At 72.2% G+C, this 26055-nt stretch carries 29 protein-coding genes and 1 tRNA gene; 15 read left to right on the top strand and 15 right to left on the bottom strand.

Annotation, left to right across the window (positions count from 1 at the left end; all coding sequences use genetic code 11):
- Together tdh and VHW64_RS01085 are read right to left on the bottom strand one after the other, a co-directional pair.
- Positions 1–1047: an L-threonine 3-dehydrogenase gene (gene tdh / locus VHW64_RS01080; protein WP_329648646.1), complete on the bottom strand. Its 1047-nt coding sequence runs from the start codon at positions 1045–1047 to the stop codon at positions 1–3.
- Between the two features lie 78 nt (positions 1048–1125).
- Positions 1126–1596: a DUF6069 family protein gene (locus VHW64_RS01085; protein ID WP_329648647.1), complete on the bottom strand. Its 471-nt coding sequence runs from the start codon at positions 1594–1596 to the stop codon at positions 1126–1128.
- Positions 1597–1640: 44 nt separating this feature from the next.
- On the opposite strand from VHW64_RS01085, the gene VHW64_RS01090 reads away from it, so the two are divergent.
- From VHW64_RS01090 to VHW64_RS01105, 4 genes are all read left to right on the top strand, one after another.
- Entirely contained in the window at positions 1641–1775 is a 135-nt protein-coding gene (locus VHW64_RS01090) for a hypothetical protein (RefSeq protein WP_329648648.1), read from the top strand.
- A gap of 11 nt (positions 1776–1786) precedes the next feature.
- Complete coding sequence (locus VHW64_RS01095; protein WP_329648649.1) at positions 1787–2149, top strand: YciI family protein; 363 nt, start codon at positions 1787–1789, stop codon at positions 2147–2149.
- A gap of 23 nt (positions 2150–2172) precedes the next feature.
- On the top strand, positions 2173–3387 hold the full coding sequence (locus VHW64_RS01100; protein WP_329648650.1) for an RNA polymerase sigma factor: 1215 nt from the start codon (positions 2173–2175) through the stop codon (positions 3385–3387).
- 98 nt (positions 3388–3485) lie between these two features.
- The gene (locus tag VHW64_RS01105) at positions 3486–4829 is read left to right on the top strand and encodes an FAD-binding oxidoreductase (protein ID WP_329648651.1); all 1344 of its coding nucleotides are present in this window, start codon (positions 3486–3488) and stop codon (positions 4827–4829) included.
- On the opposite strand, the gene VHW64_RS01110 is transcribed toward VHW64_RS01105, so the two are convergent.
- The 3 genes from VHW64_RS01110 to VHW64_RS01120 all read right to left on the bottom strand — a co-directional run bounded on the left by VHW64_RS01110 (position 4822) and on the right by VHW64_RS01120 (position 7840).
- Entirely contained in the window at positions 4822–5643 is an 822-nt protein-coding gene (locus tag VHW64_RS01110; RefSeq protein WP_329648652.1) for a carbohydrate ABC transporter permease, read from the bottom strand. The two genes, VHW64_RS01105 and VHW64_RS01110, sit on opposite strands and share 8 nt — an antisense overlap.
- Positions 5640–6500, bottom strand: a complete 861-nt coding sequence (locus VHW64_RS01115) for a sugar ABC transporter permease (RefSeq protein ID WP_329648653.1) — start codon at positions 6498–6500, stop codon at positions 5640–5642. Before VHW64_RS01115 ends, VHW64_RS01110 begins: the two co-directional genes overlap by 4 nt.
- Before the next feature lie 68 nt (positions 6501–6568).
- The gene (locus tag VHW64_RS01120) at positions 6569–7840 is read right to left on the bottom strand and encodes an ABC transporter substrate-binding protein (RefSeq protein ID WP_329648654.1); all 1272 of its coding nucleotides are present in this window, start codon (positions 7838–7840) and stop codon (positions 6569–6571) included.
- A gap of 139 nt (positions 7841–7979) precedes the next feature.
- Here VHW64_RS01120 and VHW64_RS01125 point away from each other — a divergent pair, with 139 nt between their 5' ends.
- Positions 7980–8750, top strand: coding sequence for a DeoR/GlpR family DNA-binding transcription regulator (locus VHW64_RS01125; protein ID WP_329648655.1), 771 nt, complete (start codon positions 7980–7982; stop codon positions 8748–8750).
- 12 nt (positions 8751–8762) lie between these two features.
- On the opposite strand, the gene melA is transcribed toward VHW64_RS01125, so the two are convergent.
- Positions 8763–10070: an alpha-galactosidase gene (melA, locus tag VHW64_RS01130; protein WP_329648656.1), complete on the bottom strand. Its 1308-nt coding sequence runs from the start codon at positions 10068–10070 to the stop codon at positions 8763–8765.
- A 97-nt stretch (positions 10071–10167) separates the two neighbouring features.
- Here melA and VHW64_RS01135 point away from each other — a divergent pair, with 97 nt between their 5' ends.
- The 5 genes from VHW64_RS01135 to VHW64_RS01155 are packed head-to-tail and all read left to right on the top strand — an operon-like array spanning position 10168 to position 15221.
- Positions 10168–11130 (top strand): carbohydrate kinase family protein, encoded by a 963-nt coding sequence (locus VHW64_RS01135; protein WP_329648657.1) that lies wholly within the window; start codon positions 10168–10170, stop codon positions 11128–11130.
- Entirely contained in the window at positions 11127–12032 is a 906-nt protein-coding gene (locus VHW64_RS01140; RefSeq protein WP_329648658.1) for an SIS domain-containing protein, read from the top strand. Before VHW64_RS01135 ends, VHW64_RS01140 begins: the two co-directional genes overlap by 4 nt.
- A complete protein-coding gene (locus tag VHW64_RS01145) occupies positions 12029–12955 on the top strand; it encodes a hexose kinase (protein WP_329648659.1) in 927 nt (308 codons plus the stop codon). Before VHW64_RS01140 ends, VHW64_RS01145 begins: the two co-directional genes overlap by 4 nt.
- Positions 12952–13812 carry a class II fructose-bisphosphate aldolase gene (locus tag VHW64_RS01150; RefSeq protein WP_329648660.1) on the top strand — a complete coding sequence of 287 codons (861 nt, stop codon included), beginning with the start codon at positions 12952–12954 and terminating at the stop codon, positions 13810–13812. Before VHW64_RS01145 ends, VHW64_RS01150 begins: the two co-directional genes overlap by 4 nt.
- A complete protein-coding gene (locus VHW64_RS01155; RefSeq protein WP_329648661.1) occupies positions 13809–15221 on the top strand; it encodes a right-handed parallel beta-helix repeat-containing protein in 1413 nt (470 codons plus the stop codon). The genes VHW64_RS01150 and VHW64_RS01155 overlap by 4 nt, the downstream gene beginning before the upstream one ends.
- Before the next feature lie 22 nt (positions 15222–15243).
- Here the strand turns inward: VHW64_RS01155 and VHW64_RS01160 are convergent, their stop codons facing one another.
- The 3 genes from VHW64_RS01160 to VHW64_RS01170 form a co-directional block, all read right to left on the bottom strand.
- The gene (locus VHW64_RS01160) at positions 15244–16584 is read right to left on the bottom strand and encodes an NAD-dependent succinate-semialdehyde dehydrogenase (protein ID WP_329648662.1); all 1341 of its coding nucleotides are present in this window, start codon (positions 16582–16584) and stop codon (positions 15244–15246) included.
- Between the two features lie 82 nt (positions 16585–16666).
- Positions 16667–16966, bottom strand: coding sequence for a co-chaperone GroES (locus VHW64_RS01165; RefSeq protein WP_329648699.1), 300 nt, complete (start codon positions 16964–16966; stop codon positions 16667–16669).
- 26 nt (positions 16967–16992) lie between these two features.
- On the bottom strand, positions 16993–17244 hold the full coding sequence (locus VHW64_RS01170; RefSeq protein ID WP_329648663.1) for a DUF3618 domain-containing protein: 252 nt from the start codon (positions 17242–17244) through the stop codon (positions 16993–16995).
- Between the two features lie 33 nt (positions 17245–17277).
- Between VHW64_RS01170 and bcp the strand changes: the two genes are divergently transcribed.
- From bcp to VHW64_RS01185, 3 genes are all read left to right on the top strand, one after another.
- Complete coding sequence (bcp, locus tag VHW64_RS01175) at positions 17278–17745, top strand: thioredoxin-dependent thiol peroxidase (protein ID WP_329648664.1); 468 nt, start codon at positions 17278–17280, stop codon at positions 17743–17745.
- Between the two features lie 51 nt (positions 17746–17796).
- On the top strand, positions 17797–19116 hold the full coding sequence (locus VHW64_RS01180) for an MFS transporter (protein WP_329648665.1): 1320 nt from the start codon (positions 17797–17799) through the stop codon (positions 19114–19116).
- Positions 19107–19179 (top strand) — tRNA-Leu (locus tag VHW64_RS01185). The genes VHW64_RS01180 and VHW64_RS01185 overlap by 10 nt, the downstream gene beginning before the upstream one ends.
- 25 nt (positions 19180–19204) lie before the next feature.
- Here VHW64_RS01185 and VHW64_RS01190 read toward each other — a convergent pair.
- Genes VHW64_RS01190 through VHW64_RS01210 form a run of 5 tightly spaced genes read right to left on the bottom strand, consistent with a single transcriptional unit; the run spans position 19205 to position 23278 of the window.
- Positions 19205–19879: a non-canonical purine NTP pyrophosphatase gene (locus VHW64_RS01190; RefSeq protein WP_329648666.1), complete on the bottom strand. Its 675-nt coding sequence runs from the start codon at positions 19877–19879 to the stop codon at positions 19205–19207.
- Positions 19876–20649, bottom strand: a complete 774-nt coding sequence (rph, locus tag VHW64_RS01195) for a ribonuclease PH (protein WP_329648667.1) — start codon at positions 20647–20649, stop codon at positions 19876–19878. The genes VHW64_RS01190 and rph overlap by 4 nt, the downstream gene beginning before the upstream one ends.
- Positions 20650–20706: 57 nt before the next feature.
- Positions 20707–21516: an ABC transporter permease gene (locus VHW64_RS01200; RefSeq protein ID WP_329648668.1), complete on the bottom strand. Its 810-nt coding sequence runs from the start codon at positions 21514–21516 to the stop codon at positions 20707–20709.
- Positions 21513–22313 carry an ABC transporter permease subunit gene (locus tag VHW64_RS01205; protein ID WP_329648669.1) on the bottom strand — a complete coding sequence of 267 codons (801 nt, stop codon included), beginning with the start codon at positions 22311–22313 and terminating at the stop codon, positions 21513–21515. Before VHW64_RS01205 ends, VHW64_RS01200 begins: the two co-directional genes overlap by 4 nt.
- Positions 22310–23278 carry an ABC transporter ATP-binding protein gene (locus VHW64_RS01210; protein WP_329648670.1) on the bottom strand — a complete coding sequence of 323 codons (969 nt, stop codon included), beginning with the start codon at positions 23276–23278 and terminating at the stop codon, positions 22310–22312. The genes VHW64_RS01205 and VHW64_RS01210 overlap by 4 nt, the downstream gene beginning before the upstream one ends.
- A 130-nt stretch (positions 23279–23408) precedes the next feature.
- On the opposite strand from VHW64_RS01210, the gene VHW64_RS01215 reads away from it, so the two are divergent.
- Positions 23409–24575: a sensor histidine kinase gene (locus tag VHW64_RS01215; protein ID WP_329648671.1), complete on the top strand. Its 1167-nt coding sequence runs from the start codon at positions 23409–23411 to the stop codon at positions 24573–24575.
- A gap of 7 nt (positions 24576–24582) precedes the next feature.
- Complete coding sequence (locus VHW64_RS01220; protein ID WP_329648672.1) at positions 24583–25230, top strand: response regulator transcription factor; 648 nt, start codon at positions 24583–24585, stop codon at positions 25228–25230.
- Between the two features lie 19 nt (positions 25231–25249).
- Here the strand turns inward: VHW64_RS01220 and VHW64_RS01225 are convergent, their stop codons facing one another.
- On the bottom strand, positions 25250–26005 hold the full coding sequence (locus VHW64_RS01225) for an MBL fold metallo-hydrolase (protein WP_329648700.1): 756 nt from the start codon (positions 26003–26005) through the stop codon (positions 25250–25252).
- Positions 26006–26055 lie beyond the last annotated feature (50 nt).

The raw sequence follows: 26055 nt of genomic DNA on the forward strand, positions 1-26055 counted from the left end.
CTACACCTCCGTCCAGTCCAAGACGACCTTGCCACACTGCCCACCGCGCGCCGTCTCGAACGCCTCGCGCCAGTCGGCAGCGCGGAAGCGGTGGGTGATCACCGGGCCGATGTCCAGCCCGGACTGGAGCATCGCGCTCATGGCGTACCAGGTCTCGAACATCTCCCGGCCGTAGATGCCCTTGATGGTGATCATGTGGCTCACCACCTTGGCCCAGTCGACCTCGATCGGCGCGCTGGGCAGCCCCAGCATGGCGAGCCGGCCACCGTGGTTGAGGTTGGCCAGCACCTCCGGCAGCGCCGACGGATGGCCGCTCATCTCCAGGGCCACGTCGAAGCCCTCGACCATGCCCAGCCGGCGCTGGGCGTCGGCGACGGCCTCCCGCGAGACGTCGAGGGCGAGGTCGACCCCCATCCGGCGCGCCAGCTCGAGCCGGTACGGCGAGACGTCGGTGGCCACGACGAAGCGCGCGCCGACGTGCCGGCAGACCGCTGCCGCCATCAGGCCGATCGGCCCGGCTCCGGTGATCAGCACGTCCTCCCCCACGACCGGGAACGAGAGAGCCGTGTGCACGGCGTTGCCGAACGGGTCGAAGATCGCGCCGAGGTCCGGGTCGAGCTGACTGCCGTCGTCGTCCGGCTTGTGGACCCACACGTTGGACTCCGGGAGCACGACGAGCTCGGCGAAGGCGCCGTCCCGGTCGACCCCGAGCGATGACGTGCGGATGCAGAGGTGGCGGCGTCCGGCCCGGCAGTTGCGGCAGCTCCCGCACACGACGTGGCCCTCGCCGGAGACCCGGGCCCCGACCTCGATGTCGCGCACCTCGGGCCCGACCTCGACCACGTCGCCACAGAACTCGTGCCCGGGGACCAGCGGTGCGTGCACGGCGCCGGCCGCCCAGGCGTCCCAGGACTCGATGTGCAGGTCGGTGCCGCAGATGCCGGTGCGCAGCACCCGGATCTTGACCTCGCCCGGCCCGGCCTCAGGCTCCGGACGCTCGGCGATCTCGAAGCCCGGCTGCGCTGCCGGCTTGTAGAGAGCCTTCATGACGGACGTAGGCTACCCACCCCCACCGGCCGGGTCGGGGCTGGCTCACGTTGTCGCCGGGGCGCCTCTGACGAAGGGTCAGCGCACGCGGGCGAGCCGCGCGGCGAGAGTCGGGACGACGATGGTCGCCGCGACGGTGTGGAGCGTGACCAGGGTGACCGCCGACGGCCGGTCGAACCCGAACGTGAGGTCCGGCACGAACGAGACTGCAGTGAGCGCGAGCGTCGTCCGCACGAAGGTACGGCGGGGCCGGCCGGCCCTGCGCGCCAGCAGGGCCGCGAGCCCGACGCCGACCATCGAGAAGAGCATCGTCAGCTGGGCGAACCCGAGGATCGGGATGCCGGCGTCGGTGCCGTTGGAGAACGACACGCCGTCGGCCGAGGCGAGCGCCGCCAGGGCGGTGGTGGTCACGGAGGCGGCGACCGCCGCCACCAGACCGTGTCTCCAGACCGGCCGCCGCGGCACCGCGACGATCGGCGTGCTCGGGACCGGGCGGGTGGGCGTTGCGTGAGTGGGTGTCGTGCGGGTGCGGACCTGCGTGGTGGACATGGCGTCTCCGTCTCCTCGGCGGGCCACCGAAGTGCGACCCGCTCATGCCCCCACGACGAACGAGGTTCGCCGCGTTCGACACGTCGGGCCCGACGACCTTCCTGTGGCAGGTTTGTCGTATCGGCGAGCAGACGTTCGTGGTGAGGGTGGAGGCGGCCACCGGGGTCGCCAAGAGCTGAGGAGTCTTGCGATGACGCACTACCTGCTGACAGTCCACGGTCCCGCCGAGCGCGCGGAGTTCGGCGGCTACGGGTCCCGGGAGGAGATGGAGGCCGCCTTCGCCGCGACCGGCGCCTTCAACGACCGGCTCCACGCCGAGGGCTACTGGGTCTTCGCCGGCGGGCTGGAGGCGGCGTCGACCGCGACCGTCGTCGACGGTAGGGGCGACGCGCCGGTGATGACCGACGGGCCGTACCTGGAGAGCAAGGAGCTGATCGGCGGCTTCTGGGTGATCGACGCGCCTGACCTCGACGTGGCGCTGCGGCTCGCGGCCGACGGCTCGAAGGCGTGCGGTGGCAAGGTCGAGGTCCGGCCCTTCGACGGCATCGTCTGAGCCGGACGAGCGACGACAAGCCCATGCAGCAGCACGGAACGGCGGTCGTGGAGCGGGTCTTCCGCGAGGAGTACGGCCGCCTCATCGCCTCGCTCGTCCGCCGGTTCGGCGACATCGACATCGCCGAGGAGGCGGCGGGTGAGGCGCTCGTGACCGCCCTGGAGAAGTGGCCGGGCGCCGGCGTCCCTCCCAACCCCGGCGCCTGGCTCACCACCACCGCCGGCAACCGCGCCATCGACCGTCTGCGCCGCGAGAAGCAGCGCGACGCCAAGCACCGGGCAGCCTTGATGACCTATGACGACGCGCCCCACGAGCCCACCGGGCCGGTCGAGGACGACCGGCTCCGGCTGCTCTTCACCTGCTGCCATCCGGCCCTCGCGCCCGAGGCTCGGATCGCGCTGACCCTGCGCCTGCTGGGCGGCCTCACGGTGCCCGAGATCGCGCAGGCGTTCCTCGTGCCCGAGACCACGATGGGGCAGCGGATCACCCGGGCCAAGAGGAAGATCGCGGCCGCCAACGTCCCCTACCGCGTGCCGCAGGCGGCCGACCTGCCCGAGCGCCTCTCCGGCGTCCTGGCCGTGCTGTTCCTGGTCTTCAACGAGGGCTACCTCGCCAGCGGCGACGGCGACCCGGTCCGCGCCGAGCTCACCGGCGAGGCCATCCGGCTCGGTCGCGTGCTGCGTCACCTGCTCCCGGACGAGCCCGAGGTTGCCGGGCTGCTCGCGCTGATGGTGCTGATCGAGTCGCGCCGTCGCACCCGGGTGCGACACGGGCAGCTGGTGCCCCTCGACGAGCAGGACCGGGCCGGCTGGGACCACGCCCTGGTCGCCGAGGGGCACGCCCTGGTCCGCGAGTGTCTGGCGACCAACCGGCCCGGCCGCTACCAGATCCTGGCCGCGATCAACGCCGTCCACACCGACGCGCGGACGGCGTCGGACACCGACTGGTCCCAGGTGCTCGCGCTCTACGACCAGCTGAGCCGGATCGACCCCTCGCCGATCGTCGCGCTCAACCGCGCTGTCGCCGTCGCCGAGCTCGACGGTCCCGACGTCGCCCTGTCCCTGGTCGACCGGCTGCCGCTCACGGGCTACCACCCGTGGCACGCGGCTCGTGCCGACCTGCTGCGCCGGCTCGGCCGCAGCGACGAGGCGAAGACCGAGTACGACGCCGCGATCGCGGCCACGCAGAACTCCGCCGAGTCCTCCTACCTCACCCGGAAGCGCGGCGAGCTGGTCTGAGGGGTCCCACGACCCGACATCGGTCCTGGCTGTCAGGAACCCCGCAGCCCGGTCGTCAACCCCGCGTACGGACCAGCACCCTGCGAGGGAGACACATCATGAGGACAGCGCCGGACGCGCTACGCCACGACTTCCGCGGCGACATCATCGAGCCGGGCGACCCGGAGTACGCCGAGGCGAGCCGCACGGTGCTCGCGACCGGCAGCCCGGAGCGGGTGCTGCGGGCCATGAGCGTGGGAGACGCTCAGGCAGCGGTCGCGTTCGCGGCTGCCGCCGGCCAGACGCTGGCCGTGCGCGGGGGCGGGCACAGCTTCTCCGGCTTCGGCACGACCGACACCGGGACCGTCGTAGACCTGCGCGACCTCGACCACGTGGAGGTGGTCGATCTCGAGCGCCGGCTGGTGCGGGTCGGCGGTGGCGCGACCTGGGGCCAGGTCTGCGACGCGCTCGCCCGGCACGGCCTGGCCATCTCCTCGGGGGACACGCGCGGTGTGGGCGTCGGCGGCCTGACGCTCTCGGGCGGCATCGGCTGGAAGGTGCGCAAGCACGGCCTCGCACTCGACAGCCTGGTCGCCGCCGAGGTGGTCACGGCCGACGCCCACCTGCGCCGGGTCAGCGCCGAGGAGCATCCCGACCTGTTCTGGGCCCTCCGCGGGGGCGGCGGGAACCTGGGCGTCGTGACCTCCTTCGAGTTCGTCGCGCAGCCGACGACCGAGGTGTTCTTCGGCGCGCTCGCCTTCCCCGCCACCGAGGCCGGAACGGTGCTCCAGGGCCTCGCGGACTACATGCGCACGGCACCGGAGGAGGTCACGGCGAACGTCGTCCTGGCCAACCCCTTCGCCGGCGGCCCGGAGGCCCCGGTCGACATCCACGTGGCCTTCGACGGGGACGACCCGGCGCTGTCCGCGCTGGCCCTGGACCCGATCCGCGGACTCGGCACGCTGCTGTCGGACAGCGTGGGTCTCCGGCCCTACGGCGACATCCTCGAGGAGGGCGTCGTCCCGCCGCCGGGCATCGAGCTCTGGACGCGAAGCGCGTTCGTCGAGCGCGACGCGGTCTCGGACGCGCTTGCCGTCCTCGCCGGGGTCGCCACCTCGGAGCGGCCGCCCGTCGTCAACCTGCGGACGGTCGGCGGGGCGGTGTCCCGCGTCGACGCGCAGGCCACGGCGTACGCCCACCGTGCCGCCGAGCTGATGGTTGCGACCACCCTGATCGGACCGGGTCCGGTCGTGAACGGCGCCCGGCCCGCCCTGGACGCCGTGTGGCGAAGCCTGGCGCCCCACACCTGCGGCGCCTACGCCAACTTCCTCTCCGAGGCGGACGAGCAGGACGTCGCGGCGGTCTATCCCGACCAGACCTACCGTCGGCTGGCCGCGGTCAAGGGCGAGTACGACCCGCACAACCTGTTCGCTCGCAACCACAACATCCGGCCGGCTACTTGATGCCGGTGCTCGCGATCGACTGCACGAACCAGCGCTGGCCGATCAGGAACATCACCAGGACCGGGACCTGGCTGATCACCGTGGCCGCCATGAGCACGGGCCAGTTGGTGTAGTGGGCGCTGGTGAAGGTGGCGAGACCGAGCTGGACCGTCATCTTGCCCGGCGCGGCGATCACCACGAGCGGCCACAGGAAGTCGTTCCACACCGACAGGAAGGTCAGCACGGCGACGGTGGTCAGCGGCGGCCCCATCAGGGGGGCCAGGATGCTGCGCAGGATGCGCAGCCGGCCAGCGCCGTCCATCAGCGCCGCCTCCTCCAGCTCCAGGGGCAGCGAGAGGAAGAACTGGCGCAGCAGGTAGATGCCGAACGGCGTCGCGAGGTTCGGCAGCACCAGCGCGGGCAGCGAGTCCACCAGGTGCAGGTGCTTGACGATCAGCAGGGTCGGGATCATCACGACCTGGAACGGCACCATCAGCGTCGCCAGGATCGCGAGGAACGCCACCCGCGAGCCCGGGAAGCGCAGCCGCGCGAACGCGTAGCCCGCCAGCGTGCACAGCACGAGGTTGCTGACCACGCAGGTGACCGAGACCAGGGCGCTGTTCCACAGCCAGTGGGCCATCGGCGAGTCGTTCCAGGCGGTGGCATAGCTGCCCAGGTGCACCGAGCTGGGCAGGCCGGGCGGGAAGCGCCGGGTCTCGGCCAGCGTGGAGACGCTGGTCAGGACCATCCAGATCAGCGGCGCCGCCATGACCAGCGCGACCGGCAGCAGCACGAGGTGCCAGGCCGACGGCAGCCGGCGACGCGCGGTCGTCACTGCCGCCCGCCTGCGGTCGTCGGGTCCCTGGTCAGCCGCAGCTGGACCAGGGTGATCAGCGCGATCACCGCGAACAGCACCACCGCGATCGCCGCGGCGTACCCCGCGTGGAAGAACTGGAAGGCCTGGAGGTAGAGGTAGTAGACGACCACCGTGGTGGCGTGGAGCGGGCCGCCCTTCGTGGTCACGTAGACCTCGTCGAAGAGCTGGAGCGAGTTGATCGTCAGCCACACCAGCAGGAAGCCGGAGACCGGTCGCAGCAGTGGCACCTCGATCCGCCAGAACGCACCGGCTCGCGTGCAGCCGTCCATCTGCGCCGCCTCGAGCAGGTCCTGCGGGATGCCCTGAAGCGCGGCCAGGAAGATCAGCGCGCCGAACCCGACCCAGCCCCACACCGTCATGATCACGACGGCGAAGAGCGCACTGTGCGGCGAGGAGAAGAACCCGGACGTCGGGAGCCCGAGCTTGCCCAGGACCGTGTCGACCAGGCCGTAGTCGGGGTCGAGGAGCCAGGTGAAGATCACGCCGGTCGCGATCGTGGAGGTGACGACCGGGACGAACACCGCGAGCCGGTACAGCGTGATGCCCCGCACCCGGCGGTTGAGCGCCGCGGCGGCCAGCAGCGAGAGCACCAGGGTGATCGGCACGAACAGCAGCGTGTAGACCAGGGTGTGCTTGACCGACTCGCGGAACACGGGGTCGTGGGCCAGCTGCCGGTAGTTGTCGAGGCCGGCCCACTGGCCGGGCGTCTGGAGGTCGTTGTGCTGGAACGACAGCCAGAACGCCCAGAGCACGGGAAGCACCCCGAACACGCCGATCAGGACGACGCTCGGAGAGACCATGGCCCAGCCGGTCATGGCGTCGTTCCGCCGACGCCAGTCGCGCCGCGGAGGCAGGATCGTGGCGCCCCGCCGGCGGCGTGGGGTCACGAGCCGGCCAGCGCCGATGTCACCTGGCTCGAGGCCGTCTTCAGCGCGTCGTCCGGCGAGGCCTGCCCGAGCAGCACCGACTGCACCATGGTCCCGATCGCCTGGGACACCTCGGCGTAGTCGGGGATGTTGGGTCGGACGTGCTTGACGTTGTTGAGGTTGGCCACGAACACCTTCTCGGCGGGGTACTTGCGGAGGAACGTCTGGTACTGCGGGAGCTTGGTCTCCGACTCTCGCAGAGGCAGGTCCCCGGTGGCGATGGCGAACTTGATGTGCTCCTTCGCCGAGGTCAGCCAGGCCACGAAGTCGAACGCCGCCTTGGAGCGGGCTGACGAGTGGTCGAAGAGCATGTAGAGGTCGGGACCCGAGATGGTCTCGTGGTCGCCGTTGTCGCCCGGCAGGTACGTCACGCCGTAGGAGACGTTCGCGTTGATGCTGGACAGGTCCCACGGTCCGGTCCAGAGCATGCCGATCTTGCCGCTGTTGAAGAGGTTGAGGTACTGCCCGTTGCCGTTGTCGAGGTAGACCGACTTGTCGACGACCGCCATCTCGTAGAGCTGCTCGAGCGCCGCCTTGCCCGCCGCGGAGTCGAAGGCCGGGGCGGTGTTGTCGGAGCTCAGCAGGCTGCCTCCCGCCTGCCAGAGCATCGCGAGGTAGCGCCAGACGGTGTCCTCGCTGCCGTCGTTGACGTACGCCCAGCCATAGGTGTGGGTGCCGGCGTCGGTCAGCCTCTGCGCGGCGTCCCGGAAGTCCTGCCAGGTCCAGTCGTTGGTCGGCGGCGCGATGCCGGCCTGCGCGAACAGCTTCTTGTTGTAGACCAGGGCGAGGTTGTCGACCAGCGCCGGGATGCCGACGACCTTCCCGTCGACCGTCGCCGCCTCGCGCTCGGAGGGGTAGAAGTCGTTCCAGTCGAAGCTGGAGCTCGCCACCTTGGACGTGAGGTCGACGACCTTGGGCTGCTTGGCCAGCTGGGCGGCCGAGGAGCCGTACTCGTAGGCGACGTCGGGGTAGTTGCCCGCCGTGAAGCCCGCCACCGTCTTCTGGAGCGCGCTGTCGTTGCCCCCGTTGAACTGGAGCGACACCTTCTCGTCGGGGTGCAGGCCGTTCCACGATGCCGCAGCCGCCTGGATGGCCTTGGCCTCCATGTCGGTGTAGCCGTGGGTGACGACGATCGTCGTGCTGCCACTGTCGCCGCTGCTCCCGCCACAGGCCGTCAGGACTCCCGCGGCGAGGGCTCCCACCACGAGCAGGCACGGGTAGCGACGCATCACGCCTGCCTTTCTCTGCCGCATTCAAGCAGATACGAACGAGAAGTTTGTTCAGCCTTGCACGTTTCCGGAGAACCGGTCAAGCATGGGCGAGCTGGATGCGCGAAATGAGCACAGCGATGCGCGTTACTGTGCAGCCATGCGCCAAGACGTCCGCTTCGGGCAGATCCTCCAGCGGCTCAACGAGAGCGGCTCGGTGGGGGTCACCGAGCTCGCCGCGGAGCTGGGGGTCTCCGAGGCCTCGGTCCGACGCGACCTGCGCCGGCTCGAGGAGCAGAACCTGCTGACCCGCACGCACGGCGGCGCCGTGGCCAGCGGCGTCCTGTACGAGCTGCCCATGCGCTACCGAGGCGGCCAGCACCACGAGGCCAAGCGAGCGATCGCGGCAGCCGCGGCCGCCCTGGTCACGCCGGAGACGAGCTCGGTCGGGCTCAACGGCGGGACGACGACGACCGAGGTCGCGCGGGCGCTGTCGGGTCGGCCCGGCCTGCGCGTGGTCACCAACGCCCTGAACATCGCCTCCGAGCTCGCCGTCCGGTCGACCATCGAGCTGGTGGTCTGCGGTGGCAGCGCGCGACCGGAGTCCTACGAGCTGGTCGGCCCACTCGCCGAGCAGACGCTGGCCCACCTCAACCTCGACATCGCCTTCATCGGCGTCGACGGGATCAGCCCCACCGCGGGGCTCACGACCCACCACGAGGTGGAGGCCCAGACCAACCGGGCCCTGGCCCGCACGGCCGACCGTGTCGTGGTCGTGGCCGACTCGAGCAAGCTCGGCAAGCGCGGGTTCGCCCGCATCAGCGACCTGTCCCTGGCCTCCGAGCTGATCACCGACACCGGGGCAGACCCCGACATCGTGGACGCGCTGCACAACGCCGGCCTGCCGGTCCTCCTGGTCGAGCCGGCGTAGCCAGCGCGTCGCTCAGGGTCGCAGCGCCTCGCGCAGGGCCGGGGGCAACCGTTCGGCGTGGGCCAGCACCATGTCGTCGGCCAGGTCCCAGATCGCCTCGACCGAGAGCGTCGCCGCGGTGTTCGGGTCGACCATCAGGGCCCGCCGCACCAGCTCCGGGCTCTGCTCGACCGCGGCCCGGACCGTGAGGTCGACCACCGAGAGGAACTGCCGGTTGAGGGCGGCGCACGCGGGTGGCAGCGGGTCGACGACCAGCGGCCGCGGACCGTCGCCGTCCACCACGCACGGGACCTCCACGCCGGCACCGGCGGCGAAGTCCGGCATCAGCCCGGCGTTCGGCACGGTGACCTGGATGGTCCGTCGGAGCCCGGTGACGAGGCTGTGCACGACCTGGGGCGCGTACTCGGCGGCCTCCTCCTCGGGCTCGGTGTAGAGACCCTGGGCGACCAGCGGCTCGAGGGCCTCGATCTCGGCGAGGTTCGCCGCGCTGATCCCGAGGTAGTCGCCCACGGGAATGCGCAGCCGCTCGATCTCGGCGTCGTCGTGGAGGTACCACGCGACGTACTCGCTGGAGTGCTCGCTGGTCTCGGTCGGGTAGTAGCCGAGCCGGCGGTACATGTCGACGCGCACCCGCCGCCGCAGCTCGGGGTCCGCGGCGATCCTCTCGTCGAGCAGCGGGTAGAGGCTCTCGCCGTCGCGCTCCCAGCGCAGCACCCAGGCCTGGTGGTTGACCCCGGCGCTGTGGAAGGTCACCTCCTCGAGGGGCACCCCGACGAGCTCGCTGAGGTCGTGCACCGTCCAGTAGACCGAGTGGCACAGCCCGAGGGCCCGCACGTCGCGATGGCGGGCGCCGAGGTACTGGAGGTTCATCGCCATCGGGTTGGTGTAGTTCAGCAGCCAGGCGTCGGGGCACTCCGCGCGCATGCCGTCCGCGATCGCGTCGAGCACCGGGAAGGTCCGCAGCGCGCGGAACACCCCGCCGACTCCCAGGGTGTCCGCGATGGTCTGGCGGACGCCGTACCGCGCGGGGACCTCGAAGTCGGTGACGGTGGCGCCATGGCCGCCGACGCTGACGCAGTTGACGACGAAGTCGGCCCCGGCCAGGGCGCGCCGGAGGTCAGGCTCCGCGCGGACCTCGGCCTGCCGGGCGTGGTGGTCGACGGTGAGCCGGGCGACGTCGTGGGCCAGCCGGAGCCGGCGCTCGTCGATGTCGTGCAGCACGAGCGTGAGCGGTCCGAGGTCGTCGTAGCCCAGCAGGTCGCGCAGCAGCTGACGGGTGAACTCCGCGGACCCGGCCCCGACGAAGCAGATCGTCGTCATGGCCGGAGCATGGCAGCCCCGCGGGAAACGAGCAAGAAAGAGCACACGACGTGACTGATTGTGGACAGATGTGCGCGGGATCGGTCACGATGACGCCGTGACCTCAGGACCCGGCAGCGCCGCTCACCGCGCCGAGGTGCTGGTCGTGGGGGACCTCAACCCCGACCTCGTGCTGACCGGCGACGTCGTGCCCCGCTTCGGCCAGGCCGAGCAGCTGCTGGACGCCGCCAGCCTGGTGGTCGGCGGGTCGGGCGCGATCACCGCGCACGGCCTGGCCCGGCTCGGCCGCGACGTCGCGCTCCTCGCCGCCGTCGGCGACGACGACCTCGGCCACGTCATGACGACCCGGCTGGCCGCCGCCGGCGTCGACAGCGGCCTCGTGCTGGTGCGCGCCGGCGTCCCGACCGGGGTGACCGTGGTGCTCAGCCGGGGTGACGACCGGTCGATGCTGACGCTCCCGGGCGCCGTCGACACGCTCACCGCGGACGAGGTCGTCGGCGCGGCGACCGGCCTGGTCGGCTCCGGGCTGCGGCACGTCCACGTCGCGTCGTACTTCCTCCAGCCCGGCCTGGCCCGGGACCTCCCCGCCGTCCTGGTCGAGCTGCGCGGCCTCGGGCTGACCACCTCGCTGGACACCAACGCCGACCCCGCGGACCGCTGGGAGGGGGTCGACGCCCTGCTCCCCCACCTCGACGTGCTCCTGCCCAACCGGGCCGAGGCCCTCGCCCTCGGCGACGACTCCGACCCGCGTCGCGCCGCCGTCGCACTCGCGGCCCGCGGTCCCCTGACGGTGGTCAAGGTCGGCTCCCGGGGCGCGTTCGCGGCCACGGCCGACGGCGAGCTGGTCGAGGAGGCCGGTTCGCCGGTCGAGGCGATCGACACGACGGGCGCCGGCGACACCTTCGACGCGGCCTTCCTGGCCGCCTGGCTGGACGGAGCCGGGCTCGCGACCGCGCTGCACCGTGCGGTGACCGCCGGTGGCCACAGCGTCCTCCACACCGGCGGCACCGCCGGGCAGCCGACGACCGCCGAGCTCGAGGCCCAAGGAGCCACTCCGTGACCCTTCCACCGACACCCGGGTCCCACATCCGCGCGGAGATCGCCCGGCAGCCCGGGTCCTGGGCGCGCGCAGTCCTGCTGGCCGCCGACCTGCAGGACCGGCTCCCCCGGTCCGGGGAGTCGGTCGCGGTGATCGGCTGTGGCACGTCGTGGTTCATGGCGTCGTCGTACGCCGCGCTGCGCGAGAGTCGCGGCCAGGGCCGGACCGACGCCTTCGCGGCCAGCGAGCTGCCGATGGACCGCGACTACGACCGCGTCGTCGCGATCTCCCGGTCGGGGACGACCACCGAGGTGCTGCGCGCGATCGAGACCGTGGCGAGCCCGGTGCTCGCGATCACCGCGGTCGCCGGGACGCCCGTCCCCGAGGCAGCCTCCGACGCCGTCGTCCTGGACTTCGCCGACGAGCGCTCGGTGGTCCAGACGCTGTTCGCCACCACCACGCTCTGCCTGCTGCGGGCCGGGCTCGGCGAGCCCCTCGAGCCCGTCATCGAGCAGACGGAGCGCGTGCTCGCCGGCGTCCCCGCCGTCCCGACGGCCCTCGCGACCGCCGGACAGATCTCCTTCCTGGGCTCCGGCTGGGCATACGGCGTGGCCCAGGAGGCGGCCCTGAAGCTGCGCGAGGCCGCCCAGCTGTGGACCGAGGCCTACCTCCAGATGGAGTATCGGCACGGCCCGATCGCCATCGCCGAGCCGGGGCGGGCCGTCTGGGTGCTGGGCCGGCCGGTCGTGGGCCTCCTCGACGACATCGCCGCCACCGGCGCCACGATCGTGGACGACGACCTGGACCCGCTGGCCGACCTGGTCCGAGCCCAGCTCCTGGCGGCCGACCGAGCCGAACGCGCCGCCTTGGATCCCGACCAGCCCCGACACCTGACCCGATCGGTGGTGCTCGCGGACTCGTGATCCTCTGTGTCTGCCCCAGCCCGGCACTCGACGTGACCTACCACGTCGGGGAGCTCGTGGCCGGCGCCACCGTGCGGGTCGGCAGCGTCGCCGAGCGGCCCGGCGGCAAGGCCGTCAACGTCGCCCGGGTGCTGCACGCGCTCGGCGAGCCCGTCCTGCTGGTCGCTCCCGCGGGCGGGGAGACCGGCGACCGGATGCACGCGGGCCTCGACGCCGCCGGGGTCCCCTCGCGCCTGGTCCCGGACCGCGCCGCCACGCGCCGTACCGTCACGGTCGTCGAGGCCGGCGGCCGCGCGACCTGCCTGACCGAGCCGGCCACCTCGTCGTGCTGGCCCGAGCTGGTGGCTGCCGTCGAGGAGTCGCTCGCCGACGCCCGCGTCGTGGTCGTCGCCGGCCGCCTCCCCGAGGGGATCCCCGCCCGCGGCCTCACGGCCCTGGTCACAGCGGCCCGTGCCGCGGGGGTCCCGGTCATCGCCGACACCCATGGTGCGGCCCTGGTGGAGGCCCTCGAGGCCGGCTGCCTCGTCGTGAAGCCGAACGCCGAGGAGCTCGCCCAGGTCACCGACGACCAGGACCCGACCCGTGCAGCGCGCCGGCTCTGCGACCGCTACGGCGTCGCGGTCGTGGTCTCCCGGGGTCACCAGGGCGTGGTGGCCGCCACCAGGAGCGGGACCTGGGAGGCGCGGCCGGCAGCCGCCCTGTCGGGGAACCCGACCGGAGCCGGTGACGCGCTCGTCGCCGGGCTCGCCGGTGCCCTCGCCCACGACCACGCCGCCCTGGACCACCCGGAGCAGACCCTGCGCGACGCCGTCGCCCTCTCGGTCGCGGCCGTCCGCTCGCCGACCGCCGGCGAGCTCGACCTCTCCGGCCACGCCGAGACCCGAGCCGCCGTCGCCGTGCGAGCCCTGGACGGTGTCGGATGAGCCTCACGAGCACCGCAGCCCTGGTCACCGGGGCCGTCGAGCACGGGCGCGCCGTCGCCGCCGTCAACGTGATCACCCTGGAGCACGCCGAGGCGATCGCCGAAGCCGCGACCGAGAGCGGACGCTCGCTGGTCCTCCAGCTCAGCCAGAACGCGCTGGCCTACCACGGCACCGCGGTCCCGCTGGCCCGGGCGGTGCACGCCCTCGCGGAGCTCGCGCCGGTGCCGCTGGCGATCCACCTCGACCACCTGACCGACCGCGACCTCGTGCGGTCAGCCGTCGACGGCCCCCTGCGTCCGCTCGTGGGCTCGTTGATGGTCGACGCCGCGCACCTGACCTACGCGGAGAACGTCGCCGACACCCGCGCCGTCGCCGACGAGGCCCACGCCGCGGGCCTGTGGGTCGAGGCCGAGCTGGGTTACGTCGGCGGGAAGCCGGACGCCCCGCGCAGCGCGCACGCGGACGGCGTTCGCACCGACCCGGACGAGGCGGCCCGGTTCGTCGCGGCGACCGGGGTGGACGCGCTGGCGGTGGCGGTCGGCTCGTCCCACGCGATGACCGCCCGCGTCGCCCGGCTCGACCACGGGCTCATCGCCCGGCTGGCCGAGCGCGTCCCGGTGCCGCTGGTGCTCCACGGCTCGTCCGGCGTGCCCGACGACGAGCTGCGGCGAGCGGTCGCCGCCGGGATCCGCAAGGTCAACGTCGGCACCGCGCTCAACGTCGCCCTGACCTCCTCGCTGCGCAACTCGCTCACCGACGATCCCACGGTCAGCGATCCGCGTCGCTACCTCGCGCCCGCCCGGACGGCGATGCGCGACGCCGTCCTCCACCTCCTCGACCTGTTGGAGCAACCGTGAACAGACTCCTGGCCGCCACCTCCCTGCTGATCCTGGTGGTCGCGGCGCCCGCTCAGGGCGCCGTGGTCTCGACCTCGACCGACGGCGTGCGCGCGACGTCGGGCGTCCTCTACGTCTCCCCCACCGGCGACGACGGAGCGGCCGGCACCCGCGCGGCGCCCCTGCGGACGCCCCAGGTGGCCGTCGACGCGCTCCCCGACGGCGGCACGGTCTACCTGCTGCCGGGCACCTACTCCCGGCAGCGCATCGTGCTCGCGGGCCGGCACGACCTCACGATCGCTGCCACCCGGGCCCGCCGGGCCGTGCTCGACGCGAGCGGGCTGACGCCGCGCCCGGACGACTCGGGCGTCGTCCAGATCAGTGACAGCTCCCGAGTCACCGTGCGCGGCCTGGACATCCGCGGCTACCGGACCACGTCGTTGCGCCGGGTGCCGATCGGGATCTACGTCACCGGCCACGACCGGCACGTCACGCTCGCCGACAACCACGTCCACCGGCTCGGCAACGACAACGGCACGCTGGGCAGCTTCGACATCAACGCCCACGGCATCGCCGTCTACGGTCGCGACGCCCAGCACCCGATCAGCCATCTGCGCATCGTCGGCAACGAGGTCGACCACCTCCACCTGGGCGCCAGCGAGAGCGTCGTGGTCAACGGGAACGTCGACCACTGGCGGATCACCGGCAACCGCATCCACGACGACGACAACATCGGCATCGACGCGATCGGCTGGGAGCCGACCCTGACCGGCAGCCACCGCTACACCACCGCCAACCGGGCCCGGCACGGGCTCATCGCCCACAACCGGATCAGCCGGATCATCAGCCAGGGCAACCCGGCGTACTGGGAGGGCGACGGCTGGTGCAACTGCGCGGACGGCATCTACGTCGACGGCGGCGAGCACATCGCGATCCGCCACAACGTCGTGCGCACCAGCGACATCGCGATCGAGGCCGGCGCCGAGAACGGCCGGGGACACACCAACGACATCACCATCGCCGACAACCGCGTCAGCGGCAGCCGCTACGTCGGGCTCGCCCTGGGTGGCTACAGCCCGAGCCGCGGTGAGGTGTACGACGTGCGCGTGCGGCACAACCACTTCCGGAACGACAACACCGACAACGACGGGTCACCGGAGCTGCTGATCCAGTTCAAGGTGCACGAGACGACGCTGGCGCACAACGTCGTGGTCGCGACCCATCGCGCCGCGCCGCTCCTGCTCCAGCGGGTACGCCGGGTGGGCACCGCTGCGCAGAACCGGCACGTCCGCCTCGACCACAACCACTACCTCGCGCCCGTGGCGGCGTCGCACGCCGAGTTCATCTGGCTGGGCCACGCCCTGACCGGCTTCGCGTCGTACCGCCACGCGAGCCGTCAGGACGGGCACAGCACCTGCCGCAAGGGCTGAGCCGGGCCGGGCCGGGCCGGGCTCAGTCGACGGTGCGGATCAGCTTCTTGTTGACGAACTCCTCGATGCCGAACCGGCCCAGCTCGCGCCCGAACCCAGACCGCTTCACCCCACCGAAGGGCAGCTCGACGCCCTCGGCACCGACCCCGTTGACGAAGACCATCCCGGCGTCGATCTGGTCGGCGACCCGAGCGGCCTGGTCGGGGTCGTTGGTGAACACGTAGGAGCCCAAGCCGTACGGCGTGTCGTTGGCGAGGGCGACGGCCTCGTCCTCGTCTCGGGCCTTGAAGACCATGGCCACCGGCCCGAACAGCTCCTGGTGGAAGGCGGCACTGTCCTGGGTGACCCCGGTCAGGACGCCGCTGGGGAAGAACGCGCCGCGCCGCTCGCCGTTCGCCTCCAGGTGGGCGCCCCCCTGCACGGCGTTGGCCACCTGCTCCTCGAGGCGGTCCGCCGCCAGCTCGGAGGACAGCGGGCCGACCTCCTGGCCCAGCATCTTCGCGGTGAACTTCGAGACGAAGTCGTCGTGCAGGCTCTCGTGCACGATGAACCGCTTGCCGGCGTTGCACGCCTGTCCGGTGTTCTCCATCCGGGCGGAGACGGCGGCGTCGACGGTGGCGTCGAGGTCGTCGGAGCCCAGCACGATGAACGGGTCGGAGCCGCCGAGCTCGAGGACGACCTTCTTCAGGTGCCGCCCAGCCGTGGCCGCGACGGCCGAGCCGGCGCGCTCGGAGCCGGTCAGGGAGACGCCCTGGATCCGCGGGTCGCCGATGATCTCCTCGATCTGCTCGTTGGAGGCGTAGACGTTGGCGTAGGCACCCTGGGGGAACCCGGCCGCGGCGAAGATCTCGGACAGGATGCGCGCCGAGTCGGGGCACTGCGGGGCGTGCTTGAGCACCACGGTGTTGCCGGCGGTGAGGTTGGGCCCGGCGAAGCGCGCGACCTGGTAGGCGGGGTAGTTCCAGGGCATGATCCCGAGGATCACCCCGAGCGGGCGGCGCCGGACGACCGCGCGGCCCTCGCCCTCGAGCAGCGGGATCTCCTCGTCGGCGAGGAACTCGGCGCCGTGGTCGGCGTAGTAGTCGTAGATGGCGGCTGAGAAGTCGACCTCGCCGAGGGCGTCGTCCATGGCCTTGCCCATCTCGCGGTTCATCGCGGCCGCGAGCTCCGCACGGCGCTCGGTGTGCAGCTCGGCGACCCGGTGCACCAGCGCCGTGCGGTCGGCCACCGAGCTGGTCCGGCCCCACGTGGTGAACGCGTCGTGGGCAGCCTCGACCGCTGCGAGCACCTGCTCGTCACTGTCGGTGGGAACGTCGCTGACCCGTTCTCCCGTGCGCGGGTCGGTCACTGCGTACTGCGTCATCTCGGTCCTTTCGTCGTGCGAGATCCCCAACGTAGCGGACTGTCTGATGCGTCAGACAGGTCACAGGTACCGGCCTGCGGCCTCACAGGTAGAGGCCGGCGGACTCGTCGCCCAGCCGGTCGGCGGCCACGGCATGGACGTCGCGCTCGCGCATCACGACGTAGGTGTCGCCCTGCACCTCGACCTCGGCCTTGTCCTCGGGGTCGAACAGGACCCGGTCGTCGACCTGCACCGAGCGCGCGTGCGGCCCCGCGGCCACGATCCGCGACCAGACGAGGCGCCGGGCTCCCATCGCCGCCGTCGCGGGGATCACGATGCCACCGGAGGACCGGCGCTCACCGCTCTCGCGGTCGACCTCGACCAGGATGCGGTCGTGCAGCATCCTGATCGGCAGCTTGTCGGCCACGGTCAGTCTCGGGTGGCGGCACGGACGACCGCGAACAGGACGATGACGCCGAGCATCCCGCCGGCCACCTTGACGATGTTGGTGGTGCGCGGCTGCCCGGTGCGGGCGTCGACGAAGTAGCCCTTGACCGAGGCGACCTCCCGGCGCGCGATCGTCTTCGGGCTGGTGCGGTGGACCAGCTGGTCGATGGTGGCCGCCAGCCGGTCGCGGGTGGCCTCCATCTCGGCCTCGAGCGCGGCGGTCTCCTTGGTCACGCGGGAAGGCTACCAACGGATTATGTTCGTGCCATGACCCGCCTCTCGGCCGGCGACCCGGCCCCCGACTTCACCCTCCCGACCGACGACGGGGGGTCCGTCTCGCTCGCGGACTCCCGCGGACGCAAGACCATCGTCTACTTCTACCCGGCCGCCATGACGCCGGGCTGCACGACGCAGGCCTGCGACTTCACCGACTCCTTGTCGTCGCTCCAGGCTCAGGGGTACGACGTGCTCGGGATCTCGCCGGACCCCCCGGCCAAGCTCGCGAAGTTCCGCGAGAAGGACGGGCTGACGATCACGCTGCTCTCGGACGCCGACCGGGCGGTGATGCACGCCTACGGCGCCTTCGGAGAGAAGAAGCTCTACGGCAAGACCGTCGAGGGCGTCATCCGCTCCACGTTCGTCGTCGACGAGGAGGGCCGGATCGCCCTCGCGCAGTACGGCGTCAAGGCCACCGGGCACGTCGCCAGGCTCCGCCGAGATCTCGGCCTGGCCTGACGCCGCGATGGTGGCATTGCGACATCATAATGATGTCGTTACGGTGTCGGTGTGGCGTCAGTCGATCTCCGTGCCCCGCTCCGACTGCTCGGGCGTGCTCCTGACCTGAGGCTGCTCCTGGGGGCAGGGCTGGTCTCGATGACCGGAGACCGCGTGCTGGGGATCGGGCTCGCCTACTCGATCTACGCGCTGACCGGCTCCACGCTCGCCTCCGCGACGGCGCTGCTGTCGGCGTTCGTCCCCCAGGTGGTGATCGGCAGTGTCGCCGGCGTCCTGGTGGACCGGTGGGACCGCAAGCGCACGATGGTCCTCACCAACGTCCTGCTCGCGGCGGGCCTGCTGCCGCTCCTCCTCGTCTCCGGGACGAGCCGGATCTGGCTGGTGTACGTCGTGCTGGCCGCGGAGGCGTGCGTCGAGGTGTTCTTCTCGCCCGCCGAGCAGGCGTTCCTGCCGCGCGTGGTCGGCGACCGCGACCTGGTCGCGGCCAACGGTCTCAACGGGCAGATGAGCAACCTGGCCCGGCTCGTGGGCTCCGGCCTGGGCGGAGTGGTCGCGGCGCTCGGCGGGATCCGCGCGGTGGCGGTCGTCGACGCGGTGAGCTTCCTGCTCGCGGCCGCCCTGGTCGCGCGCATCCGGACCGGCGGGACGGTCCTCGCGATCGACGCTCCCGACCCGGCCGAGGCTCCCGACGCGGCCGCCGATGACGCGGCCGGGGCGGTCCGCGGACGACTCGCGGCGCTGGTCGGCGAGTGGCGCGACGGGGTGCGGACGGTCGCGGGCAACCGCGTGGTGAGCACCTTGGTCATCGCGCTGCTGGTCACCAGCACGGGCGAGGGCATCATGGGCACCCTCTTCGCCCCCTTCGTCCGGCACGTCCTGCACGGCAGCGGCCAGGTGTACGGCGTGATCAGCGGCGTGCAGGCGATCGGCGGGCTGGCCGGCGGCTTCGCGGTCGCCGCGGTCGCCGAGCGCTGGTCGCCGGTGACGATGGTGTGGGTCGGCTCGATCCTGTTCGGGCTGGTCGACCTGGCGATCTTCGCGTACCCGCTGGTGTGGGTGAGCCCGTGGCCGGCCGCGGCCGGCATGGTGCTGGTCGGGCTCCCCGGAGCCGTCGTCGTCGCCGGCACCATGACGCTGTTCCAGCGCTGCACGACCGACGCGCACCGCGGCCGCGTCTTCAGCCTGATGGCGCTGGCCCAGGCCGTGAGCGTCGTGGTCGGCTCGACGCTGGCGGGCCTCTGGGGCGGCCCGAGCGGGATCATCCCGATCCTGGCGCTGCAGGGCGTCGGCTACGTCGTCGCGGGGCTGCTGGTCCTGGCGCGCCTGGGAGCCCGGGAGGGATCCCTAGACTTGGCGCCCACGCGCTCGTAGCCCAACGGCAGAGGCAACGGCTTTAGGTGCCGTCCAGTGAGAGTTCGAATCTCTCCGAGCGCACCGGATCCACCCCCAGCCCGGCGCCTCATCGGGTCAGGGCAGCGACGATCTGCGGGGCGATCCGACGAAGCGCGCGGCCGCGGTGTGAGATCGCGTCCTTCTGGGCCGGGTCGAGCTCGGCGGTCGTGCGGTCGGGGAACTCGTCGGCGCAGAACAGCACGTCGTATCCGAAGCCACCGGAGCCGCGGGTCTCGCGAGTCACCCGGCCCGTCATCCGGTCCTCGACCACGAGCTCGAGCGGCTGCCCGGCCGGCTCCGCGGGGGCGCAGAAGGCAACCGCACTGGCGAAGTGGGCTCCCCGGCGCCCGTCCGGGACGTCGGACAGCTGCTGGAGGAGCAGCTCGTTGTTGCCCCGGTCGAGGGCGCGTCGGTCGTCTCGGGGGCCGCCGCTCCAGCGGGCCGAGAGCACCCCGGGCATCCCGTTCAGGGCGTCGACACACAGACCGCTGTCGTCGGCGACCGAGGGCAGCCCGGTCGCGGCCAGAGCCGCTCGGGCCTTGAGCAGCGCGTTCCCCGCGAAGGTCGGCTCGTCCTCGACCGGCTCGTCGTAGGCCGCGACGTCGTCGAGGCCGAGGACCTCGATGGCGGTGCCGGCCGCGCCGGCCACGTCACGCCGGTCCGCGGACAGGGACGCGGTCAGGATGCGCCGCATCTCCTCCAGCTTCTTGACGTTGCGAGAGGCCAGGAAGACCTGGGTCACGAGGGCCGTGCTCCCGAGGCCAGCGCCTCCCGCTGGAGGCGGGTCAGCGCGACGCACCCCTGTCCGGCCAGCGCGAGCAGGGCGTCGAGCTCGGCCCGGTCGAACGGCGCGCCCTCGGCGGTGCCCTGCACCTCGACGAACCGGCCGTCACCGGTCATCACGACGTTCATGTCGGTCTCGGCGCGCACGTCGTCGTCGTAGTGCAGGTCGAGACGGGGAGTGCCGTCGACGATGCCGACGCTGACCGCGGCCACCGAGTCGGTCAGCGGCTCGCCGGCCACGGAGCCCTGTGCCCGCAGGTGGGACACGGCGTCGGCCAGCGCGACGTAGGCGCCGGTGATGGCCGCCGTGCGGGTGCCGCCGTCGGCCTGGAGGACGTCGCAGTCCAAGACGATGGTGTTCTCGCCAAGGGCCTTGTAGTCGATCACGGCACGCAGCGAGCGCCCGATCAGGCGCGAGATCTCGTGGGTGCGGCCACCGATCCGGCCGCGGACCGACTCGCGGTCCGAACGCGTGTTGGTGGACGCCGGGAGCATGGCGTACTCGGCGGTGACCCAGCCCAGGCCGCTGCCCTTGCGCCACCGCGGCACGCCCTCGGTGGCCGACGCGGCGCACAGCACCCGGGTGCGCCCGAACTCGACGAGGACCGAGCCCGCGGCGTGGTCGAGCCAGTGGCGGGTGATCGTGACCGGACGCAGGGCGTCGTCGGCGCGGCCGTCGCTGCGAGGCGCCGCAGGGGACGAGGCAGTGGTGGATCCGGGGGTATCCATGGGCGAAACCCTAGCCAGACCCTCGGCCGAGCCGGTCGAGACCACCAGGAGGCGGCCCTACTTCACCTCGGCCCGGCTGATCCGCCAGAGCCCGATCGCCAGCGGCACGACCAGCCAGATGAGGCCGCTGACCACGAGGTGCCACCACTGGGCAGCGGTCAGCGGCATGTCGTACAGCTCGCTCTGCGCGGCCTGGAAGTCGATCCAGGGCTGGAGGCTGTTGAACCACGCCATCAGCGCCGCGCCCAGCGCGAGCAGGCCGGGCAGGACGTACTTGTAGGCGACGTAGACGACGATCGCGGCGGGTGTGTTCAGCAACAGCGCCGCGAGGGCGAAGCCGCCCAGCATCGAGAACGTCTGGTTCATCACGAAACCGGCGAAGCCGGACCACCCGAAGGTCCAGTCGGGGCTGTTGCCCTGGAACACCGAGAACAGCAGGACGAACGCCAGCCCCACGACGAGCGCGAAGGCCAGCACGAAGGCCGTCAGGGAGACGCCGGCGAGCATCTTGGCCCACACGATGCGCATCCGGCGGGGCTCCAGGGCGAAGGTCGTCATCGCCGTCCGCTGGCTCCACTCACTGGAGACCACCATGATCCCGAGGATCGGCAGCAGGAACGAGGAGACGAACGCCGAGGCCGCCACGAAGCTGCCGTAGGAGCCGTCGAGGTCCTTGTTCACCGCGACGATCAGGTAGATCACCTCGGCGAGCAGAGCCACGCCGACGGTGACGCCGACCAGCCAGCGTCCGGCTCGGGTGTCGACCGACTTGCGGAGCTCGACCTGGAACAGGCGCAGGAACGGGATGCCGGGCGTGCCGGAGACGTCCAGGGTGAACGGCGATCCGGAGCCGGGCACGGTGCTCACTTGACCTCCGCCCGTCGGATCCGCCAGATGCCGATGGCCAGCGGCACGACCAGCCAGACCACACCGGCCACCGCCATCTTCACCCACAGCAGGCCGTGGATCGTGCCGTCGATCAGGCTGTTCTGGTCGGTGTTGAAGTCGATCCAGGGCTGAAGGCTGTTGAACCAGCTCATCAGGGCGGCAGCGATGCTCAGGATCGTCGGGATGATGAACTGGTAGGCGAAGTACAAGACGATGCCGGCCGGGCTGTTCAGGACGAGCGCGCCGAACGCGAACGCGACCGCCATCCCGAACAGGTAGAGCAGCAGGTAGTAGACGACGAACTTGCCGGCGCTCCCCCACACCACCGTGTTGCCCGAGAACGCGCCGTACAGGACGTTGGCGAGCGCACCGAGGATCGCCCCCGCCGCGAGGGCCACGACGGAGATGACCAGCAACCCGACCAGCTTCGCCACGACCACCCGCACCCGCGAGGGCTCGAGGGTGAAGGTGACCATCGCCGTGCGCTGGCTCCACTCCGAGGTGATCGACAGGACGCCGAGGACCGGCAGCAGGATGCCCGTGGTGGTGTTCATGCCCTGGAGGAAGTCGATGTACTTCGGGTGCAGGCCCTGCCCGAGCACGACCGCCATCTGGATGATCAGCACCAGCAGCGTCAGCGCCGCGATGGAGATCAACAGCCAGCGGCCCGCCCTGGTGTCGGCGAGCTTGCGCAGCTCGACCCGCACGAGGCGGCCGAACGGGACCGTCGGCGTACCGGCGACGTCGAGCGTCATCGGAGCGGTCGCGGTGCTCATGCCGGCACCCCGCTCGAGGGTGGCTGCGTCGGGGGCTGGGCCGCCGGGCCGACGGGCTGCATGGCGCCCTCGCGCTGGGTGTCGGCGGTGAGCTCGAGGAACAGGTCCTCCAGGCCGCCCTCGTTGCCGGCGCGCAGGTCGGTGAGCACGATCTGCCGCTCGGCCGCGACCCGCCCCACGTCGACCGGCTCGGCGGTGACCCGGAGCCCGCCACCGGCCGGGTGGACGGCGAGGCCCTTCTCGGTCAGCGCGCCCGAGAGCTGGGCGTTGTCGAGGGCGGTCACCAGCGTCGTGGAGACCCCGCCGGTGGCGTCGCGGAGGAGCTCCTCGCGGGTGCCGCGGGCCACGATCTTGCCGTTGCCGATCAGGATCATCTCGTCGGCGATCTGCTCGACCTCGTGGAGCAGGTGGCTCGAGAGCAGCACGGTGCCGCCTTGGTCGGCGTACCCCTTGAGGAGCCCGCGCATCCAGCGGATGCCGGCCGGGTCGAGCCCGTTGGCCGGCTCGTCGAGGATCAGCACGCTCGGGTCTCCGAGCAGCGCGTGCGCGATCCCGAGCCGCTGCCGCATTCCGAGCGAGTAGTTGCGCACGCGGCGCTTGGACTCGCGGTCGTCGAGCGAGACCAGGGCGAGCATCTCGTCGATCCGGGCCGACGGCAGACCCATGGTCCGCGCGCCGATCTCGAGCACCTCGCGACCGGTTCGGCCGGCATGCTGGGCCGAGGCGTCGAGCAGGACCCCGACGTGGCGTCCCGGGTTGGGGATGTCCTTGTAGTGCAGCCCGCCGATGCTGACGTCGCCCCGCGTAGGTGGTGTCAGACCGACCATGACGCGCATGGTCGTGGTCTTGCCTGCGCCGTTGGGTCCGAGAAACCCGGTGACCGTGCCCGGTCTGCACTCGAAGCTGATGTCGTCTACTGCGATGAAGCTCCCGTAGGCCCGACTGAGCCCTTCGACCTTGATCATGGGCACCACCCTGCCATCTCGACCGTGCGTCCACATGCAACACCAGGCTCACCCCGGGCGACCAAAGTAGGGGGCGCCGGCCTCCCCCAGCCGCTCACCGTCCGGACCGAGGGCTCCCTAGGATCCGGGTGTGGACCACGCTCCCGCCGACGCGTACCAGCCGCCGCTGACGCGGTGGGGGCACGCGTGGCGCCTGGCAGTGATGCTGATCCTCTCCGCGCTGACCTGCATCACGCCGTTGCCGGCGGCGTGGCGGCAGGCGCACCTCCTGGTGGTCGTGGACCTGGCGCTGGGAGTCACGGCGTACGTGCTCGTGTGGTACCGGCGCCGGTGGCCGATGACGGTGGCCACGCTGATCACGACCTTCGGCGTCCTGAGCTCGACGGCGTCGGGCGCCGGGGTGCTGGCGGCGGTCTCGCTGGCCACCCGGCGCCGGTGGTGGCAGCTGGCGGTGATCGGGGCGCTCAACCTCGCGGCCTCCTACGCCTACAACATGATCGTCCAGACGCCCGACAACGGGCCCTGGTGGGTCGAGCTCCTCGTCGTCGTCGTGATCACCGTCGCTCTCCTCGGCTGGGGCGCCTACATCGGCTCGCGGCGCGAGCTGCTCTGGACCCTGAAGCACCGGGCCGAGCGCGCCGAGGCCGAGCAGGAGCTGCGGACCTCCCAGGCCCGCGCCAACGAGCGCGCCCGGATCGCCCGCGAGATGCACGACGTCCTCGCCCACCGGATCTCGCAGGTCTCCATGCACGCGAGCGCCCTGGCCTTCCGCACCGACCTGGACGCCGACCAGATGCGTGCGAGCGCCACGATCATCCAGGACACCGCGCACCAGGCGCTGGCCGACCTGCGCGGCGTGCTCGGCGTGCTGCGCGACCCCGAGTCCGGGCAGCCGCTGGAGGCACCACAGCCGACCTACCGCGACCTGGAGCCGCTGGTGCAGGCGGTCCGCTCGGCGGGCCTGAAGGTGACCTACGACGACCGGATCGGGCCCGCCGCCGCCGGGCTGCCGGACGTGATCGGGCGGACCGTCTACCGGATCGTCCAAGAGGGCATGACCAACGCCGCCAAGCACGCGCCCGGCACCGCTCTCCGGATCGTCGTGAGCGGCTCGCCCGCCGACGGCGTGACCGTGGAGCTGCGCAACCCGCTCGGCCTGCAACCGGGCTCCACCCCCGGCGCCGGGCTCGGGCTGGTCGGCCTCAGCGAGCGCGCCGAGCTGCGCGGCGGCACGCTCCAGGGCCGGCGCGAGCAGGGCGCGTGGGTGCTGCGAGGGTGGATCCCGTGGGCGGCGTGACCGGACGATGATCACGGTCCTGGTCGTGGACGACGACCCTCTGGTCCGCTCGGCCCTCGGGCTGATGCTGGGCGGTCAGGCCGACGTCCGGGTGGTCGGCGAGGCCGGCGACGGCCGAGCCGGCATCGCCGCGGCCGGCGAGCTGCGGCCCGACGTCGTCCTGATGGACATCCGGATGCCGGTGCTGGACGGGCTGGCCGCCACCATCGAGCTGCGCCGCCGCCCCGACCCTCCACACGTGATCGTGCTGACGACCTTCGACGCCGACGACTACGTCCTGCGCGCGCTGGCCGCCGGTGCCGACGGGTTCCTGCTCAAGGACACCCCGCCCCCCGAGATCCTCGAGGCGATCCGCAAGGTCGCCGACGGCGACCCGATGCTCTCCCCGTCGGTCACGCGCAGGCTGATCCAGCAGGTCGCGCCCCCCGACAGCTCGCGGTCGGGCCAGGCCCAGGAGCGGCTCGCGTGCCTGACCGAGCGCGAGCACGACGTCGCCCTGGCCGTCGGACGCGGGCTGAGCAACGCCGAGATCGCCGCCGAGCTCTACCTGTCGGTGCCGACCGTGAAGGCCCACGTGTCCCGGGTGTTCGAGAAGCTCGAGGTCACCAACCGGGTGCAGGTCGCGATCGTCGTCCACGACGCCGGTCAGGCCTAGGCCCCGGTCGGGGCGAGCCTCAGACCCGGTACGTCGCGCCGGGCACCGCGGCGTCCAGGTGACCGTCGTAGACCTCCGCGGCCTCCGACATCATGTCGCCGACCCCGTACCACGGCGGCACGTGCGTGATCAGCATCCGGGGCACGCCGTTGCGCGCGGCCACCTCGCCGGCCTGGTGCCCGGTGAGGTGCAGGCCCTCGGGGTTGTCGTCGCCGTGCCGGAACGACGCCTCGGCCAGCAGGACGTCGACGTCGGCGGCGAGCTCGTCGAGCGCCGTGCACATCCCGGTGTCTCCGGTGTAGGCCAGGGTCCGCCCGCCGGCGCTCACGCGGAAGCCGTAGGCCGGGACCGGATGCACCACCGGGACCGGCACGACCCGGAACGGGCCCACGGCGACCGCGCCGTCGTGCTCGCGGAAGTCGAACTCCGCGCTCATGCCCGGCCCGGACAGGTCGTAGGCCCGCGCCATCCGCGCGGCGACGCCGGCCGGGCCCCAGACCGGGATCCGGGTGAGCGGGCCGGCGGGGTGGTACTTGCGCAGGACGTAGAGACCGCACAGGTCCAGGCAGTGGTCGGGGTGCAGGTGGCTGAAGAACACCCCGTCCAGGGCCTCGGCGGTGCCGAACCGCTGCAACGGCCCGAGCGCGCCGCTGCCGAGGTCGAGCAGGATCCGCCAGGTCCGGCCGGCCCGGTCGTCGGCCTCCAGCAGGTAGCAGCTGGCCGCGGCATCGGGGCCGGCGAAGGAGCCGGAGCAGCCGATGACGACCAGTCGCATGCCGCTCACAGACGCACAGGGTAGGTGGTCGGGGCGTCTCGGCGCAGCAG

The sequence above is a fragment of the Nocardioides sp. genome, assembly GCF_036267815.1.
Lineage (GTDB): Bacteria > Actinomycetota > Actinomycetes > Propionibacteriales > Nocardioidaceae > Nocardioides.